The following is a 16,758-nucleotide window of genomic DNA, read 5'->3' on the forward strand; positions in this document are numbered from 1 at the left end:
CGTGCGGCTCACGCGCTCACGATATGCGGCAGCGGACGGTCGTGCGGCTCGCACGGAACGGCGGCCGTGCGCTGTTCGTCGAATGCCACGCCGACGACGAGCGCGTCGGCTCGCAAGCGCGGCAGCAGGCGGTCGTAGTTGCCGCCGCCGTAACCCAGGCGGTTGCCCGCATCGTCGAACGCCACCAACGGCACGACCACCACGTCCAAATCCGCCGGGTCCACTTCCTCGTAGCCGTGCTCGGCGAGCTCGCCGCAAGGCAGGCAGCGCAACGGGTGATCTAGGAACTCCGCGCGCGCTCCGTCGAAGCGGTCGATCGGCACGGGGTAGAACGCCATGCGGCTTTCGGCGTGCGGCTCGTCGCGCACCATGCAGGGGAAGCAGGGAATCCAGCCGCGGGCGTACACCGTTTCAACAAACGGTTGCAGGTCCACTTCGCTGCGCATGGCGGCGTACACGGCAACGCGCGGCTTCCGCCCTTCTCGCTCCGTCGCAGCGGTGCGATCCAAAGCCTCGGCCGCCAAGGCGGCGACCTTCGCGCATACGTTTCCGCTCTTGCGGGCGCGTGTCTCACCGTCCAGCGCGTCGCGCTGGGCAAGCTTGCTCGCGCGCAGGTTTCTCTTCTCGTCCATGCGGTCAGTATAACATTTTGGCAACGTGGCAGGCGTTCGCTGGCACCGGGTGTTGAAAAGTTATCAACAGTCGATAACTGCAGGTCAAGATTGCGTAGACGTAACCGTTTCGATTCGATTTGCTATGCAAACGGCTCAATGACCTTGCTATAATCATTCTGCTTTCGGTACACTCAAAACGTCCTGGATCGCTCTGCCGCTGCCGGAGCGGAACGGTCGGAAAGGCGCTGTTTCGCAGCGTCTTTTGTGCTATCAGGGACAAAGTAAAGTAACCGACTAATATATATGGAAGCAGCTCATCGGATATTGGCAATGCGAAGCCGGTGCAGCAGCGAGTTAGGAGACAACGTGCAATTCAAGGCATCGACGGACTATGGCATGCGCGCCATCTTGTACCTGGCCGCACAAGGTACCACGTGCTCCTCGAAAGACATTGCGCAGGACATGTCCATACCGCGGGACTATCTCATACAGCTGGCCCAGTTGCTGCGCAACGCCGGCCTCATCGAGGCGCGGCCGGGCAAGCACGGCGGCTACCGGTTGGCCAAGGAGCCGTCCGACATCACCGTGCTGCAGATCATGTCGGCGCTCGAAGAGGATGCGAAGGCGTCCACCCGAGCCAAGCGCTCTTCGCGCAAAGGCGGCGCCATGGTGCAGGGCGTCAAGCAAACCTACCAGCTCATCGAAGAGAGCTTCGACGCGTACCTGGACAGTCTGACCATCGAGATGCTGCTCGAAAGCGTGAAGAACGGCGACAACCGCCGCACGTTCTTGGCCGAGCGCCTCGAAGACGAGGGCAAGCGCCTCGCTCAGACCGCTTAGCCAACGGAAGCGCGCACGGTCGGCGAAGGGCGGAGCCCGCCCAACTTCAGCCGCAGCGCGCCTCTGACGCTACCCTATGCCCATCAGCTGCATGATCAGCAATGCGGCCGTGAGCACCGTGACGATACCCACGGTCAACCATATGATCACCCGCGAGACCGGCCGCGAGCGATACTTCCCCATGACGCGCTTGTCGGCCGAGATGATGGCCATGAACACCAGCAACACGGGCAGGATGAGGCCGTTCACGAACTGCGCGGTGAGCATGACCCCCATGAGGTCGATTCCCGGAACGAGCACCACGATCGCCGAGAACGCGATGACGAACGTGAAGATGCTCTTGAACAGCGGCGCTTCCTTCCATTTGAACGACACGCCCGCTTCCCAGCCGAACGCCTCGCAAATCACGAACGACGTGGTGAGCGGCAGCACGCACGCCGCCAGAAACGAAGCCGCGATGAGCCCGATGGCGAACAGCGCCTCGGCGTAATGTCCCGCGAACGGCGCGAGGGCCTTGGCGGCGTCGGCGGCCGATTCGATCTCGATGCCCTGCGGGAACAGCACCGCGCCGGTGGTCACGATGATGAACCACGCCACGAGGCACGCGGCGATGGTGCCTGCCACCACATCCACCTTCTGCGAGAAGAAGTCCTTCACGCTCACGCCCTTCTCCACCACGTTGCTCTGGTTGAAGAACATCATCCACGGGGCGATGGTCGTGCCTATCATGGCTATGACGAGCGACACGAAGCTCTGGTCCTGCACGATGTGCGGCACCACGGTGCTGGTGAGGGCCTCGTCCCAGTTCGGATTGGCCATGAACGCGGCCACGATGTACGTGACGAACACGAGCGACAGGATAAGGAACACCTTCTCCACGCGCTTGTAGCTGCCGCCCACCACCAAAAGCCATACGGCGACGGCGGCCACGGGCACGGCCAGGTACTTCGACACGCCGAACATCTCCATGCCGCTGGCGATGCCGGCGAATTCCGAGAACGTGGTGGCCACGTTGCCCACGAGCAGGGCCAGCATGGCCAGCGCGGTGAGTCGGATGCCGAACCGCTCGCGGATGAGCGCGGCGAAGCCCTTGCCCGTGACGGCGCCCATGCGCGCGGCCGTCATCTGCACCACGATGAGCAGCACGCACATGATGGGGATGACCCAGAGCGTGGCGAAGCCGAACTTCGCTCCCACGGTGGAGTACGTGGATATGCCGCCGGCGTCGTTGCCGGCCATGGCCGTGACGATGCCGGGTCCGAGCGCCGCCAGCAGAAGCCAGAGCTTGCTCGGCTTCTTCGGCTGCTCGATCGGCTCCGCCTGGTCGTTGACCACGGCGATGCCGGTTTCGGCCTCGGAGCCTATCTGGCCGGTTTTGAAGCTGCCCCACTCGCGTCCGCCGCGCTTTCCGGCCCCGGTCTTGCGCGCGTCGGTGTTCTTCACCATCATGGCGCTACCTTCCGGTGTAGCCGATAACTTGCAGCAGCACCAGCGTGTACAGGCCCAGGAACAACAGCGAGGCCAGCACGATGCCCACCACCTTGAGGGCGGTGGCCTTCGTCTTGTCGCCGCTCACATCCTCCTCGATGGCGTCCCATGCGTCGTCCACCGTGACGATGCCCAGCAGCATGTTGTGCTCGTCCACCACCGGCATGGCGGGCAGCTCGTATTTGAAGATGTCCGCCGCCACGTCCTCCTCGGTCTCGTCGGGCGTTGCGGAGATCACGTCCTCGTACATGACGTCGCCCACGGGCTTCGCGTCGTCGGTGAGCACGAGGGTGCGCAGGCTCAGCACGCCTTCGAACTCGTCGTACTCGTTGAGCACGTACACGTAGTGCACGGTGGGATGGTCTTCGGGCAGCTCGCGCAGCACTTCGATGGTCTGGCCCACGGTGTCGGTGGCGTGCACGGCCACGAACTGCGTGGTCATCATGCCGCCGGCCGTGCCGTCCTTGTAGCCCAAAAGGCGGCGGATTTCGGTGGCGTCCTCAACGCCCATCAGGCGCAGCAGCGTCTCGGCCTTCTCGTAGGACAAATCGCGCACGATGTCGGCCGCGTCGTCCGGGTCCATGTTGCCCAAGAGGCCGGCGGCGCGGGCGTCGTCCAAGTCCTCGATAAAGTCGGCCTGGTACTCGTCTTCCATCTCGGAGATGGCCTCGGTGGCCTGCGTTTCGTCCAGGTGCTGGAACACGTTGGCGCGCTGCTGCGGGTCCAGCTGCTCCAAGATGTCCGCCACGTCGGCGGGGTGCAGCTCGTCCAGGCGCTTGTGCGTCACGGACAGCTGCACTTCGGACAGGTCGCGGTCGAGCAGGTCCATGTAGTTCCAGGCGATGATCTGCTCGTCGATCTTCTTGCCGAACACCTTCGCCACGGTCACCACGGCGCGCTCGAGCCACGGGGCCAAGCCGCGCAGGATGCCGCGCGTGCCCACTTCGGCGCCCAGCAGGCGCAGCTGCGTGCCCGATATGGACAGTTTCAAGTCGTTCACGCGCACGACCTTGAGGCCCTGCGTGTCCACGATCTGGCGGTTCAGCAGGTCGCGCGCGAGCAGCACCTCGTCGGGCTGCAGGTAGCTGAAGCGGATGTCGTGGGCTTCCACGGTGAGCGTGATGCCCTCGTCGTCGAACTCGTCGACGTATTTGCGCCACGAGATCATGAAGGGGACTTTGCCCGGCCCTTGGAAGGCCAGGCTCGTGATGCGCGGAAACACCTCGCCGGTGGAGATGGCCAGATCGGAGATCGTGCCGATCTTCTCGCCGGACGCGTCGACGACGGGTTTCCCCATTATTTGAGAGAGATAGAGCATGTGAGTTCCCTTACGTGTTTGCTCGCAGGCAGTCGTCCTTCGACTGCCGACGTAAGGGAATCGAAGGAGGACTACTTACTGTGAGGTTTCGATTTTCGAACCTTCAACAAAGTCCCTTTCGTTCGACCAATAAAAAAACCGCACGTGCTGCTGCCAGTCGTTGCGGAATGAAAGTGCTGAAATGGTGCGCCGTGAGGGATTCGAACCCCCGACGTACTGATTCGTAGTCAGTCCCTCTATCCAGCTGAGGTAACGGCGCACGTCGAAACAGCAAAAGTTATTATGCCGGTAATGTCGGGCGCTGTCAACGACTATTTTCAGGAAGTTGCTAAATCACAAACCGCTTGCGTGGGGGCGGACGCCGAAAGCGAGCGGGGTCGGGGATCGATGTTGGCAAGGGAGGTGGAAAACGCGCTCCGGACGGGGCGCTTCGGCTGGCGCCGCGCGGGATCCTTCGACGCCGAGCCGGCTGCACGCGACGGAAGCCGTTGAACGAAGGCGGCCCCGCGTCGAGCGAGACGCGGGGCCGCGGGCTTGGGGTGCGGAGGACTCGGGCAGCTACTTGGCTTCCGGCCAGTCCTCGATGATCTTGGCGGACTCCTTGTTGCCCACGTCGATGACGTCGATCTCGTCGGGCGTCTCGATGACCTCCAGGACCTCTTCGTTGCTGGGGATGACGATCTTTTCCTCGGAGATATTCTCGTCGGACGGCTTCTTGTCTGGCATGGTTGGCTCCAATCACTCGAACGAACGGATACGTGCATCCAAGGTACGCCGTGCGCTTTGCACGGGCAGCGCGCACGGCGTATCGTTCACGATTGCGTAGCGATTGCGTTGAGGGGGCGTTGCCGCCGAGTGCGCCCCTTCCGCTAGCGGGCGTACACGGTGCGTTTGCGGGTGACCAGGCGGTCGACGAACGCGGTGGCGGGCGCGCGTAGGATATCGCAGGGCGGCGCGAACTGCACGGCGCGGCCGGCCTCCATGACCAGCACCTTGTCGCCTAGGTCGAGAGCCTCGTCGATGTCGTGCGTCACGAACAGGACGGTGATGCCCGTTTGCTGGTGAATGCGCTTGATCTCGTCTTGCAGGCTGGCGCGGGTGATGGCGTCCACGGCGCTGAACGGCTCATCGGCGAGCAGCACGTCGGGGCTGGCTGCCAACGCGCGGGCGATGCCGACGCGCTGCGCCTGGCCGCCCGACAGCTCGGCGGGGTAGCGGTCCATGATGTCGCGCGGCAGCTCGATGATGTCCATCCACTTCGCCACGGCCGCCTCGGTTCGATCCTTGTCTCCGCTGTTCAGCAGCGTGGGCACGTACGCGATGTTCTGCTCGACGGTGAGGTGGGGGAACAGCACGCTGCCCTGGATGGCGTAGCCGATGTTGCGGCGCAGCTCGATGGGGTCGGCGCTCGACGTGGCTTGACCGTGCACGAGCACCCGGCCTTCGTCGGGCATCACGAGGGCGTTCACCGTTTTCAGCAGCGTGGTCTTGCCGCAGCCGGAGCTGCCGATAATGGCGACGAACGCGCCGTCGTCGATGCGCAGGTCCACGTCGTCCACGGCGATCGCATCGCCGAAGCGCTTGGTCACATGCTCGAACACCACCGCAGCCTGTTTGTCATCCTGAGCCCAGGCGGCAGATCGTCCGGCTTTGTCATTCCGAACGCGGGCGGCAGATCGCTCCCCTTTGTCATCCTGAGCGGAGGCGACGGAGTCGCCGGAGTCGAAGGAGTCGCCGGAGTCGAAGGATCCCGTGGGGCGCATGTGCGCGGACGAGTTTTCCATGCTATATCAGCCCCTTCTCGGCAAGGAACGCGTCGGCCACTGTTTTCGGCTCCTGGCCCTGCGTCTCCACGGCGTTGTTCATGCGCGCCATGTCGGCATCGGAGATGGTGCCTTGCAGCTTCAGCAGCTCGTCGCGCAGCTCGGGATGCTTCTCCAGCGTGTCCATCCGCACGACGTTGCAACACAGATACGACGGATAGAAGCCCTTGTCGTCTTCCAGCACCACCAATCGGTCGTCGGCCACCTGCCCGTCGGTGGTGGACACCACGATCGCGTTCACCTGCCCCTCGAACAGCGCCTGGTACTTCAGGCTTATGTCCATGTCGCGCGTGGCGGCGAAACTCATGCCGTAGGCTTGCTGCAGGCCGGGGTATCCGTCTTGGCGGTCGAAGAAGTCGGGCTCGGCGCCCAAGGTCAGCTCGCCGGCCGCCCGCGCAAGGTCGGAATACGTGCGCAGGTCGAACCGGTCGGCCACGTCTTTGCTCACCGCCAGGCCGTACGTGTTGTTGAAGCCGTACGCGCCCACCCAGGTCAACCCCAGCTGCGATTCGTACTCCTGCTGCATGGCGTCGAACAGAGACTCGTCGTAGGTGTCTTCGTGCTTGAGCACGGCGTTCCAACCGGTGCCCGTGTACTCGGGATACAGGTCGAAATCGCCTCGCTCCATGCCGGGTTCGATGTTCGACGTGCCTCCGCCCACCCCTTGCGTGAGCTCCACGTTCAGGTCGGTGTCATGCTCGATGAGCGTGTTGAGCATCTCGCCGAGGATGTACTGCTCGGTCATGGGTTTCGTAGCGATGTGCACGGTGTCGCCGCCCGAGCCTCCGCGGTTGGCGAAGGCGAAGGCGCCTCCTACCACTATCGCCAAAGCGGCGACGAGGGCGATCACGGTGACGCCCCGCCGTCGCGGGGTGAGGGCGGCTGCGATCGCGCGACGGGACTCGGCCGCATCGGCGTTCTGGAATTCCGGCATGCGCCCCGCTTCGCCGTCGTCGAGCAGCACGTCTGCGGCGTCGAGGGCCGTGTCGGAGACGGAGGCGCCCGCGCTGTCATCGTTGCGGCCCGGGGTTCCGGCCGTAGCGCCGAGCGTCGCGTGCTGCGGGCGCAGGATCCCGCCGAACGCCGTGCGGGCGCGCGAACGGCGCGGCTTCGGCTCCACATACCTCCGTGTAGCCTTCTCGGCAACGCCCAGCAGCAGGTCGACCGCTATGGCCAGCGCCGCGATGAGCACGCTGCCCGCCAACGTCATGGCGAGGTTGTTCGTGGTGATGCCGCGGTAGATGGCCACGCCCAGCCCGCCCGCGCCGATGAACGACGCGATGCCGGCCAGCGCGATGGTCATGGTTGCCATGCTGCGGATGCCGTTCATGATAACGGGCGCGGCCAGCGGCAGCTCTATGCGGTAGAGCAGCTGCCGGTCGGTGGATCCCATGCCGCGCGCCGCTTCGACGATGGCGGGCTCGATGGTGGTGAGGCCGGTGTAGGTGTTGCGCACCATGGGCAGCAGCGCGTACACGGTCAGCGCCACCACGGCCGTGAGGTCGCCGATGCCCGTTACGGGAATAAGGAAGCCGAACAGCGCGATGGACGGGATGGTGTACACGAAGTTCACCAGCGCCAGCACCGGCTTCGCCCCGCGCCGCCATTGCGCGATGGCGATGCCCAGCGTCAAGCCGATGAGCGCGGCCAGCACGATGGATACGAGCGATATGCCTATATGCTGCAACAGCAGGTCGAAAAACCAGTCGCGACGTTCGACGAGCAGGGAAAACATGGTGGATATCACGCGCGCCTCGCTTTCTCGCAGGTCGAAGGTGGAGGGGGAGCACGCCGGGGACGCACGCCCGATGCTAGCGCATTTCAAGCAAGGGCTTGTTCGAACGGCATACTCGAAGACGAACCGTCATCGATCGGTGAAGTGCGCACCGTGGTCGAAAACGCGCTCGGTGGAAACTGATCAGCGGTTATGCTCTTAAGATGTCGGGATTCCCTCTGTTATTCGCCTAAAAGTACTGTTGCGAGGTGCTACGAGGCTTTATCATACTAAAGCACGAACGGACGACTATCCGATTTCCCAGCCAATCGCCCAGCGCCGCAACCGGCTCCTGCCGGCTGTTCGGCGATGCGCGAGGGAAGCCGACGGCCGTCCATGACGCAGGGAGGTTTGCATGCACGACGAAGAAAAGAAGATCGCTCTCTACGAGAATTTCAAAACCATCAACTCCATCGATCCCACCTACTATGAACAGTACGACGTGAAGCGAGGCTTGCGCAACGCGGACGGCACCGGCGTGGTGGCCGGCTTGACGAACATCGCGAACGTGCACGGCTACATCGTGTCGGACAACGAGAAGATCGCCGACGAGGGGCATCTGCGCTATCGCGGCTACGACATCTACGATCTTTTGGGCGACCAGTCGGCCGAGCACCGCTTCAACTTCGAAGAAGTGGCCTATCTGCTGCTCATGGGCGATTTGCCCACGCGCGAGCAGCTCGATCGCTTCATCAGCGTGCTCGATTCCGAGCGCGAGCTGCCCGACGGCTTTACCGCGTCCATGATCATGCGCGACACGCCGCCCGACATCATGAACGTGCTGGCCCGCACCATCCTGTTGCTGTACGCCTACGATCCCGACGCCGAGGATCGCTCGGCCCACCACGAGATACACACCGCCATCTCGCTCATCTCGCGCCTGCCGCGCATCATGGTGCTCACGTACTACGCCAAGCGCGCCCGCTACAACAACGAGTCCATGATCATGCACCGCTTCATTCCCGGCCAGTCCACGGCCGAGACCATCCTGTCCATGCTGCGCCCCGACCGCCAGTTCACGCCGGACGAGGCGCGCATGCTCGACGTCATGCTGTGTTTGCACGCGGAGCACGGCGGCGGCAACAACTCCACGTTCACCACACGCGTGCTGACCTCGTCGGACACCGACCCGTACTCCACGTACGCCGGTGCCATCGGCTCGCTCAAGGGTTGGAAGCACGGCGGCGCGAACCATCAGGTGCTGGCCATGCAGCAGGAGATCAAGGAGAACGTGGCCGACTGGTCCGACGAGGGTCAGGTGGCCGATTACCTGGCGAAGATCGTGCGCAAGGAGGCCTTCGACAACACGGGCCTGGTGTACGGCATGGGCCATGCGGTGTACACGAAGTCCGACCCGCGCGCCATCATCTGCAAGCAGTTCGCCCAGAACCTGGCCGCCGGCACGGAGTACGAAGCCGAGTTCAACCTGCTCAAAACCGTGGAGCGCCTTGCGCCGGAAGTCATTTTGCGCGAGAAGGGCACGAGCAAGGACATGTGCGCGAACATCGACATGTACTCCGGCTTCGTGTACTCCATGATGGGCATTCCCGAGGACCTGTTCACACCGTTGTTCGCATGCGCCCGCATGTCCGGCTGGGCCGCCCACCGCTTCGAGGAGATCGTCTCCGGCAAGCGCATCATCCGCCCCGCCTACAAGTCCACCCGCAGCGGCAAACGCGACTACGTGCCCATGGACGAGCGGTAAGGAGCGCCGCCTCGAAGCGCGCGTGCGTTGCCATGGGCAAACGGCGCGGCGGCAACTTTGCGGTTATCGGGGGAACGCGCTGCGGCGAGCGGCGATAGTGGTGCCGAAGGCGTTCCGAATCGAAGATGTTTACCGAAGGCGAGCACGGGCGAAATGCCCGTGCTCGCTTGCTTCCTCCGCGTTTTCGGGCGCTTTACCGGCTTTCCACCCCGCGTGCAACACCAAAGAACGGGCAACCGGTCACTCTCGATGCAAGTCCGCTTCGCGAAGAGGCGAGGCCATTGAAAGTTTGGGAGCACTTCTCGTTGCTGCGCTTTCGGGAGTCGTTCGTCTACGTGTTTTGAAACGTCCAGCCTGTACGCATCGCGAATATGCTTCTCAGAAGTCATTTCTGCTGCAAAATGACGGTTGTGCATGATCATGTTCGAGAATAAATGAAAACGGAAATACTCCCACCTGGTCTTTTTATTTAATTACTCTATTACTAATATATAAAAGCTCTCAAAAAATCGTTCACAAACGCCCTTTTGAAGCACATATGGAAGAATACGACGAATTTGTCTCTGCATGCGAACGGAATAAACAGGGAACGAGGGGGGAAGGACTCGAATTCTGGCGGAGGCGGTAGGATTTGAACCCACGAAGCCTTGCGGCTTAACAGTTTTCAAGGGTGCTGGGAAAACCTCTTAAGCTGTTATAATACCAGATCAAACGCCTGTATAAGGTTCGAGCCATGTGCCAATCTGTGCCATATCCGTCTCCTCGGCGATCAGCTCGGCCAGGCGATCGGCTATGAGGATGTTCCCGCGTCGCGTCGCGCTCTGGTAGCTGCGCCCCCTGGTGGTGCCGTCGGAGTGCCCCATGGCCCGCTGGACCAGGGAGTCGGGCGATCCCGCTTCGCCGTGCATGGTCGACCACGATTTGCGCAGCTTTCCCGGGCGCACGTACTCGACCCCGTTGTCCGCGCACCATCGCCTGTAGCTGTTCGTGAAGCTCACGGGGGAGACGTAGTGGCGCGCCTCCCACGGCGATCCCGGCTCGTGTTCCACGCGGCAGTTGGAATACAGCGGCCCCTCGCCCTCCGCGAGCTCGAGGAGGCGCTCGGCGAACGGCCACCCTATCACCGACTTCCGTTCCGAGAAGCCGTTCTTCGTGCCTTTCAGCTCTCGGCCGTTGCGCGTGGAGACGAGGGCCTTTTCCACCACCGCTTCGGCGTAGACCCTGCCTTTGTGCTCGAGCCTCAACACGTCCTCCTTCAGCAGCGCGATGCCCTCCTCGGGGCGCAGGCCCCCGCCGGCCTCGGCGAGCAGCACGGCCTCGTGCTTGAGGCCCCTGATCCTCTCCATCCATTCGACGACCTCGGAGGCGTCGAGGATCCTCCGTTCGACTTCGGGCAGGCGGTCGAGCCTGATGTAACGATCCACGGGGTTGTCCGTGCGGATCTTCTCGCGGATCGCGAGGTTGCACACCTTCTTCCACAGCTGGTAGGCCGATCGCTGCACCCAGGGGGAGTCTATCTTCCTGAGCACGTCCTCGGCCCGGCTATACGTCGTGGAGGCGACGCGATCGCGCCCGATGCGCGGCTTTAGCTCGCGCGCCCATACGCGCTGGTGGTTCTCCACCGTCTTGGTGGCGAGCTCGTCTTTCGCGAAGGACGGCTCCACCTTCGCCGCCCAGAACTCGTCGTACGTCGTGGTCTCATCGCAGCCGAGGGCGTTGATCTTCTTAACGGCAAGGAACAGCTCGGCGTCGTCCCGGGTTCCGTTGACGATCCTCGACGGCCTGTTGCGCTTGCCGTCGCCTTTGCGCCCGGCTTCCCACCACACGCGGTACTTGCCTTTGGAGACGTACTGGATCGTGCCGAAGTTCGAGCGCGACATGGTGTACAATCACCTTGCCTTTCCTGTATGGGATTGGTATTAGTCGAAGCTCCGCGCTAGGGTTGCCGCCCTGTGATGCGCGGGGCTTTTTTGCCTAAAAGATGTTCGGAACGATGTAGACCTCGAATGAATCGTGTTCAGGTACGGGGCTTCCGAATGGGTCGATCTCAAATGACGCGGTTGTCCCTCCCGCAACCGCATCAAACATCAAGTTATTGTTGAATCCGCCAACGATCTGGCCTCCGTTGAAGAGGACGACGGTCGGGGTAACTCCCTTGTCCATCGGCTTGTCAGAGGGGTTTGTGAATTCCCCTGCCCAATTAGTATCTCCGTCAGAAGTCGGGTTCTCAACGGCTCCGCTTACTGAGAAATCGGTAACCCGATACATTTCGTCGTACGACGCTGGTTCTTGCTGCCCCGTTCCAAGCTCAATGATGACATCTGCGGGTTCTGACGAGAGCATGTCCGTTCTTCCGACAACGGGCATGACATCGCCTGGTCCTACGAACGTCGCATAAGCCGTCTCCGATGCGATAACGCTTCCGTTGGCATCCTTGACGGTGATCTTGATGGTTTGATTTACCGTCATGTTGCTCTTGTCGGTGTTTGCCAGAATCAACGCGTAGTTAACCCACATCTGGCTTTCGTCGTACTCGTTTTTGGACAAGGACCATCCGCTTTCTGAAATAATGGTTTCCGCTTTTTCAGGTGCTTCTTCAGCAACGGGCGTTGCGCTGTCGATTGGGTCATTTGTTTTCGGTTCTATGGTGTTCGGCTCCCCCGAAGAGCATCCGGCGAGGGTCGCCGCAAGGGCGGCTCCGCAGCCTATCGCTGCCGCCTTTTTCATGAATCCGTTCATGTCTACTCCATCTCCTCCTTGGCTTGGAACCATACTACCTTCCCGCCGAACGTGACCGTGTGGTCATCGTCCGACGTGATAACTATGTCCTTGTGCTCCGGGTTGTGGCTGTCCGGCGAGAGCACGAGCGTGTTGGGCGTGCGGTACATGCGCCTCATGACCGCGTCGCTCCCGTCGATGGTCACGACCGCCACGGATCCGTTCTGCGGCTCCTTGTTCGGCGATATGACGATGATGCAGCCCTCCGGGTACACTTTGTCCATGCAGTCGCCCTCGGACTCGCATGCGTACGAGTCGGGGTCGGCCTCGAGCAGGAAGCGAGGGACCATGACGGTCTTTCCTAGCTCGTCCAGGTTCTCTGGCTCGGTTGCCTTTCCGGCGTGGACGCGGCCGCGAAGTGGGACGGCCACCATGTCGGCACCGGCGACAGGGAGGGCGCCTTCAGGAACCAACCCGTGTTCTTTAGCAGCAAGGCCGACTTTATCCGACAAGATGTCGTCTTCTTCGAGACCGAAGTACTCGCAGATTCTGTTGATAGAGCTTTTTCTCGGCCACGATCCTTGACGCCATCTGGTAACTGCAGATGGGGCGACGTCGGCGATGCGAGCCAAACAGTCTTGATTGATGTCATATTTGACTAGCAGGGCGTCGATATTCTCAGGGATGCCCATGGTACTCTCCTATCGATTCCGATAAACCGTATTGTACTACCATTAAATGCAATTTTGATAAAATACTATTTGCGTTTAACAGAAAAGTGGGATATGATACCGGAAACGATAGGAGGTGACACAAGGTGATTTCTAAAGACAAATTCGTTGCAGCACGAAAGGCTTCTGGTCTTTCTCTTGAATCCGCAGCTGAAAAGGCGGAAATGTCAAAGCAGGGATATGTAAATAGGGAGAAGCGCCCGGAGCAATTCCGCCTCTGTGAGCTGGCAAAAGTGTACGAGGCTCTGTCTGATACTGCGAAACCGATTCTAAAGGACGCTGTATCGGATATTTTTTTGCCCTAATTATTCTGTTAAACAGAATTTGCACCTTCAAAACCGAATACCCGGAAACGCGGCTGCTGGAAAGGAGCCGCCACGCCTCCGGGTATTCGACCTGGTGCACCGCACCTTGACAATTCCATACCCGCCGACCGCAGAGCCATCATCCGGCCATGACGCGCGAGGCGTGGCGCATTCGAAAACGAGGAGAAAGGAGGCCATGGTGCCAGTCTACATGAACGTACCCGAACTCGCGTCTCAGCTCGGAACCAAGCCCGAGACACTGCGCGAGTACGCGTGCAGGTCGGACGACCCGCTGCCGATCCACTACATACGCGGGAAGGAGCGGAGCGGGTTCGTGATCGTCGCCGAGCTGAACGAGTGGCTTGAGCGGAACACGTGCCTTCATCTGGAAAGGAAGGACTATGCCTGAGAAAAGGAAAGCGCGCCCAGCCGTGGAAAGCAAGCGCGCATCCGTCAAGAAAGACGGCTACATGATACCACGAATCGAATGGGAGCGGGGATGCGGGATCCTCCCGCTCGCGTTCGCCCTCGCGACGGCGGCCTACGCGGCATGGGAGGTGCTTGTATGAACGCCCGCCTGCAAGCGGAGCGCGTCTGCTGCTGGATCAAGGAAAACCCCAGGGCGCTCAACGTGCTCATGAGGATCGCCCACGACTACGTGGATGCAGGCAGGCCGCGCCTCACGAGGAGCCGGGCCTACAGCATGGCCGAGGACCGGGGCATCGCGATAACCGACCGCGACGGGAGCCCCGACGAGGACGTGGCGCGCAACCACAACTTCTGGCCGTGCCTCACGCGCTACATGGTGATGCTCCGCCCGCGCCTGGCGCGCACCCTTCACTTCCGCGAGAGCGCGTTCGACGAGATCGACCTGCAGGAGGTTTGGCGCAACAACGTCAACGCGGGGACGGTGTTCTTCGCGTCCGACCGCAAGGAGGCCCAGCGCCTCGTGGAGATCGGGGACGTGACGGCCCTATGAAGCAGGTATTCACCATCCCCGGCCGCCTGGACGGCCTGAACGAGTACACGGCGTCCTGCCGCTCCCATGCCCAAGTTGGGGCGAGGGTCAAGCGTCGCAACCAGGAGGCGGTCTGCTGGGCGATCAAGGCCGCGCGTCTCAAGCCCATGGAAACGCCCGTGAACGTCAGGATCACCTGGTTCGAGAAGCCGAAGCGCAAGGGGGCGATGATGCGCGACCGCGACAACATCCAGTTCGCGGTCAAGTTCATTCTCGATGCCCTCGTGGAGATGGGCATCATCCCCGACGACGGCTTCAACGACATCGGGGACGTCAACCACAAATGCTACCGGGCATCGGACGAAGCCCGAATAGTAGTCGAATTGGAGGAAATATGCTGACGAAGATGAGCTACGGGGAGGTTCCAGGGTATCTGCGCCGCAGCAACCCGAACAAGAGCTTCGCCGCTAAAACCATCGAAGAGTTCCTGGAGCTGAACTGCGACGCCGCAGAGGTGACCGGTTGGCCGCTAAAAAGCCAGACCGTGCAAACGAAGGCCGCCCACCTCAAAGCGGCCGTGAAGGAGCGAAACTGCGGGCGCACCGTGAGCGTGTCGAGCAGCGGCGATAGCGTCTACCTGATCAGGGCCAGGTGATCGCATGGGCGAACCTATCAAGGTGGAAGCGGAGGTCATCGAGCCGGTGAACCTCGCGAAGGCGCCGGAGCCCGTCATCACGTACACGCTGCCGGCCGTCAAGGTCGGAAACATGAAGGAGATCGACGGTTTCGTGGCGAACGTCGAGAGGTTCTTCTCGTCGGTCGAGATCGACCCCGACGACAAGAAGCAGGTCAAGGAACTCGCCGACGTGGCGTCGGACGTTAAGAAGGCGGCCGACGGCATCAACTCAAAGCGCATAGCGATGGGCAAGGAGATAAAGGCCGCGACGGCGGAGTCGACCGACGCGCTGAACGGCCTGCGCGACCGCCTGATGGCGGTGTACGACGACATGCGCGCGAAGGTGGGCGAGGCCGAGGAGCGCCAGAGGCAGGCGCGCATCAGCCTCCTGGAACAGGAGTACGAGGCGGTGGCGCCCGACCTGATGGAGCTTATACCGCTCGATTCCTTCATCAAGAAGGAATCGAAGCTCGTGAGCCGCGACAAGCGTTTCACCGGAAACAAGGCGTGCGACCTGCTCGACGACCTCATAGCCGACGCGGTTCACGACCGGGCGCGCCTCCGCGAGGGAGACATCGAGTTCTCCACCGAGGCAGACATGGTGTATTGCAAGACGCTAGATTTGCGAAAGGCGCTCGACGAGAACGACCGCCTGAAGCGCGAGAAGGCGGAGAGGGAGAAGCACAAGCAGGCCGCCACCAAGCTGGAAGCCGCCGTGGGAAGGGCGCACGATGCCGTCTCGGTGCCGACCTCGTCCGAACCCGTCCCGACGCCCGAACCGGCGAAGAAGGGGCCGGAGAAGCCGTCTGATCCGCCCAAGCGGTACCTGTTCCGTCTGGAGTTCGAGGCCGACGACGCCGACTGCGCCAAGGTGCGCGACTTCATGCGCACGCTACCGGGCCTGCAGGGCAAGCTCTTCAAGAAGGTTCAGGAGGTGGCGTCATGAGCGGCGAGCTTTCGACGCTCGGGAACGTCGTCGCCGTCGACCAGATCAAGGGACGGGTCAACGCCATCCAGCACTGCATGCGCGACGTCATGAAGGAGGGCACCCACTACGGGAAGATCAAGGGTTGCCGGGACGAGAACGTGCTTCTGAAGCCGGGCGCGGAGATGCTGCGCGTCATGTTCCAGTTCGGAACGCGCTTCGACGTCGACGTCAAGGACCTCGGCGACGGCCACCGGGAGTACGTGACCACGTGCCACGTCACCAACCCCGACGGCACGACGTGCTGCGACGGCATGGGCTCGTGCTCCACGATGGAGAGCAAGTACCGCTACCGCACGGGCCCGGTGGAGTACACCGGGCAGCCGGTGCCACGCGAGTACTGGGACGGGCGCGACCAGAAGGTGCTCGGCGGCAAGGGGCACGTTGCGAAGAAGAACCCCGACACGGGGCTGTGGGAGATCGCGGTGCAGGGGTCGAAGGTCGAGAACCCCGACATCGCCGACGTGTACAACACCGTCCTCAAGATGTCGAAGAAGCGCGCTTTCGTGGACGGCATGCTGGCCGCCACGGGGGCGTCCGACATGTTCGTCCAGGACCTCGACGACGAGCTGGAGCAGACGGCTCCGACGCCGGACGAGACGCAGCCGCCCGACCCCATGGACATGTACCGCGACGCGCTCACGCGGGCCAAGAACGAGCGCGGGATACCGGTCGAGGACGCGATGGCGGAGGTCGACAGGCGCATCGGCAAGGACCGCAGCGAGTACGACCGCGCCGACATAGTGGAGGCGTGCGGCATCGTCGACGCCATGGCCGCGAGCGCCGAAACGCTCGACGAAGACATACCGTTCTAGGGGCCGCC

At 62.3% G+C, this 16,758-nt stretch carries 19 protein-coding genes, 1 tRNA gene and 1 pseudogene; 10 read left to right on the plus strand and 11 right to left on the minus strand.

Going from position 1 to position 16,758, the window contains the following annotated elements; all coding sequences use genetic code 11:
- Positions 1-8 precede the first annotated feature (8 nt).
- A complete protein-coding gene (locus HCH03_RS01465; protein WP_221688060.1) occupies positions 9-632 on the minus strand; it encodes a 5-formyltetrahydrofolate cyclo-ligase in 624 nt (207 codons plus the stop codon).
- Positions 633-980: 348 nt separating this feature from the next.
- Between HCH03_RS01465 and HCH03_RS01470 the strand changes: the two genes are divergently transcribed.
- Positions 981-1,454 carry an RrF2 family transcriptional regulator gene (locus HCH03_RS01470; protein ID WP_080145265.1) on the plus strand — a complete coding sequence of 158 codons (474 nt, stop codon included), beginning with the start codon at positions 981-983 and terminating at the stop codon, positions 1,452-1,454.
- 69 nt (positions 1,455-1,523) lie between these two features.
- Here the strand turns inward: HCH03_RS01470 and HCH03_RS01475 are convergent, their stop codons facing one another.
- The 6 genes from HCH03_RS01475 to HCH03_RS16245 form a co-directional block, all read right to left on the minus strand.
- Positions 1,524-2,903 carry an Nramp family divalent metal transporter gene (locus HCH03_RS01475; protein ID WP_246599449.1) on the minus strand — a complete coding sequence of 460 codons (1,380 nt, stop codon included), beginning with the start codon at positions 2,901-2,903 and terminating at the stop codon, positions 1,524-1,526.
- A gap of 4 nt (positions 2,904-2,907) precedes the next feature.
- Positions 2,908-4,260, minus strand: a complete 1,353-nt coding sequence (locus HCH03_RS01480; RefSeq protein ID WP_221688061.1) for a magnesium transporter — start codon at positions 4,258-4,260, stop codon at positions 2,908-2,910.
- A gap of 182 nt (positions 4,261-4,442) precedes the next feature.
- A tRNA-Arg gene (locus HCH03_RS01485) sits at positions 4,443-4,519 on the minus strand.
- Between the two features lie 299 nt (positions 4,520-4,818).
- Positions 4,819-4,986: a hypothetical protein gene (locus tag HCH03_RS01490; RefSeq protein WP_221688062.1), complete on the minus strand. Its 168-nt coding sequence runs from the start codon at positions 4,984-4,986 to the stop codon at positions 4,819-4,821.
- Positions 4,987-5,129: 143 nt separating this feature from the next.
- Positions 5,130-6,044, minus strand: a complete 915-nt coding sequence (locus tag HCH03_RS01495; protein ID WP_246599451.1) for an ATP-binding cassette domain-containing protein — start codon at positions 6,042-6,044, stop codon at positions 5,130-5,132.
- A gap of 1 nt (position 6,045) precedes the next feature.
- Positions 6,046-7,818: an ABC transporter permease/substrate-binding protein gene (locus HCH03_RS16245; RefSeq protein ID WP_246599566.1), complete on the minus strand. Its 1,773-nt coding sequence runs from the start codon at positions 7,816-7,818 to the stop codon at positions 6,046-6,048.
- Positions 7,819-8,212: 394 nt separating this feature from the next.
- On the opposite strand from HCH03_RS16245, the gene HCH03_RS01510 reads away from it, so the two are divergent.
- Positions 8,213-9,562, plus strand: a complete 1,350-nt coding sequence (locus HCH03_RS01510; RefSeq protein WP_221688063.1) for a citrate/2-methylcitrate synthase — start codon at positions 8,213-8,215, stop codon at positions 9,560-9,562.
- 707 nt (positions 9,563-10,269) lie between these two features.
- Here the strand turns inward: HCH03_RS01510 and HCH03_RS01515 are convergent.
- The 4 genes and pseudogenes from HCH03_RS01515 to HCH03_RS16725 form a co-directional block, all read right to left on the minus strand.
- Positions 10,270-11,442: a tyrosine-type recombinase/integrase gene (locus HCH03_RS01515; protein WP_221688064.1), complete on the minus strand. Its 1,173-nt coding sequence runs from the start codon at positions 11,440-11,442 to the stop codon at positions 10,270-10,272.
- A 94-nt stretch (positions 11,443-11,536) separates the two neighbouring features.
- Positions 11,537-12,301, minus strand: a complete 765-nt coding sequence (locus tag HCH03_RS01520) for a hypothetical protein (RefSeq protein WP_221688065.1) — start codon at positions 12,299-12,301, stop codon at positions 11,537-11,539.
- A gap of 2 nt (positions 12,302-12,303) precedes the next feature.
- Complete coding sequence (locus HCH03_RS01525) at positions 12,304-12,753, minus strand: LexA family protein (protein WP_221688066.1); 450 nt, start codon at positions 12,751-12,753, stop codon at positions 12,304-12,306.
- 45 nt (positions 12,754-12,798) lie between these two features.
- Positions 12,799-12,972 (minus strand): annotated as a pseudogene (locus HCH03_RS16725) (helix-turn-helix domain-containing protein); the annotation flags it as partial.
- Positions 12,973-13,097: 125 nt separating this feature from the next.
- Here HCH03_RS16725 and HCH03_RS01530 point away from each other — a divergent pair.
- From HCH03_RS01530 to HCH03_RS01565, 8 genes are all read left to right on the plus strand, one after another.
- A complete protein-coding gene (locus HCH03_RS01530) occupies positions 13,098-13,316 on the plus strand; it encodes a hypothetical protein (protein WP_221688067.1) in 219 nt (72 codons plus the stop codon).
- 196 nt (positions 13,317-13,512) lie between these two features.
- Positions 13,513-13,725, plus strand: coding sequence for a hypothetical protein (locus HCH03_RS01535; protein ID WP_221688068.1), 213 nt, complete (start codon positions 13,513-13,515; stop codon positions 13,723-13,725).
- Positions 13,718-13,885, plus strand: coding sequence for a hypothetical protein (locus HCH03_RS01540; RefSeq protein WP_221688069.1), 168 nt, complete (start codon positions 13,718-13,720; stop codon positions 13,883-13,885). The genes HCH03_RS01535 and HCH03_RS01540 overlap by 8 nt, the downstream gene beginning before the upstream one ends.
- A complete protein-coding gene (locus tag HCH03_RS01545) occupies positions 13,882-14,295 on the plus strand; it encodes a hypothetical protein (protein WP_221688070.1) in 414 nt (137 codons plus the stop codon). The genes HCH03_RS01540 and HCH03_RS01545 overlap by 4 nt, the downstream gene beginning before the upstream one ends.
- Complete coding sequence (locus HCH03_RS01550; protein ID WP_221688071.1) at positions 14,292-14,675, plus strand: RusA family crossover junction endodeoxyribonuclease; 384 nt, start codon at positions 14,292-14,294, stop codon at positions 14,673-14,675. The genes HCH03_RS01545 and HCH03_RS01550 overlap by 4 nt, the downstream gene beginning before the upstream one ends.
- Positions 14,669-14,929 carry a hypothetical protein gene (locus HCH03_RS01555; protein WP_221688072.1) on the plus strand — a complete coding sequence of 87 codons (261 nt, stop codon included), beginning with the start codon at positions 14,669-14,671 and terminating at the stop codon, positions 14,927-14,929. The genes HCH03_RS01550 and HCH03_RS01555 overlap by 7 nt, the downstream gene beginning before the upstream one ends.
- Positions 14,930-14,933: 4 nt before the next feature.
- A complete protein-coding gene (locus HCH03_RS01560) occupies positions 14,934-15,896 on the plus strand; it encodes a DUF1351 domain-containing protein (RefSeq protein ID WP_221688073.1) in 963 nt (320 codons plus the stop codon).
- Positions 15,893-16,750, plus strand: a complete 858-nt coding sequence (locus HCH03_RS01565) for a hypothetical protein (RefSeq protein ID WP_221688074.1) — start codon at positions 15,893-15,895, stop codon at positions 16,748-16,750. Before HCH03_RS01560 ends, HCH03_RS01565 begins: the two co-directional genes overlap by 4 nt.
- Positions 16,751-16,758: the final 8 nt, after the last annotated feature.

The sequence above is a fragment of the Gordonibacter massiliensis (ex Traore et al. 2017) genome, from assembly GCF_019731765.1.
GTDB classification, from domain to species: domain Bacteria; phylum Actinomycetota; class Coriobacteriia; order Coriobacteriales; family Eggerthellaceae; genus Gordonibacter; species Gordonibacter massiliensis.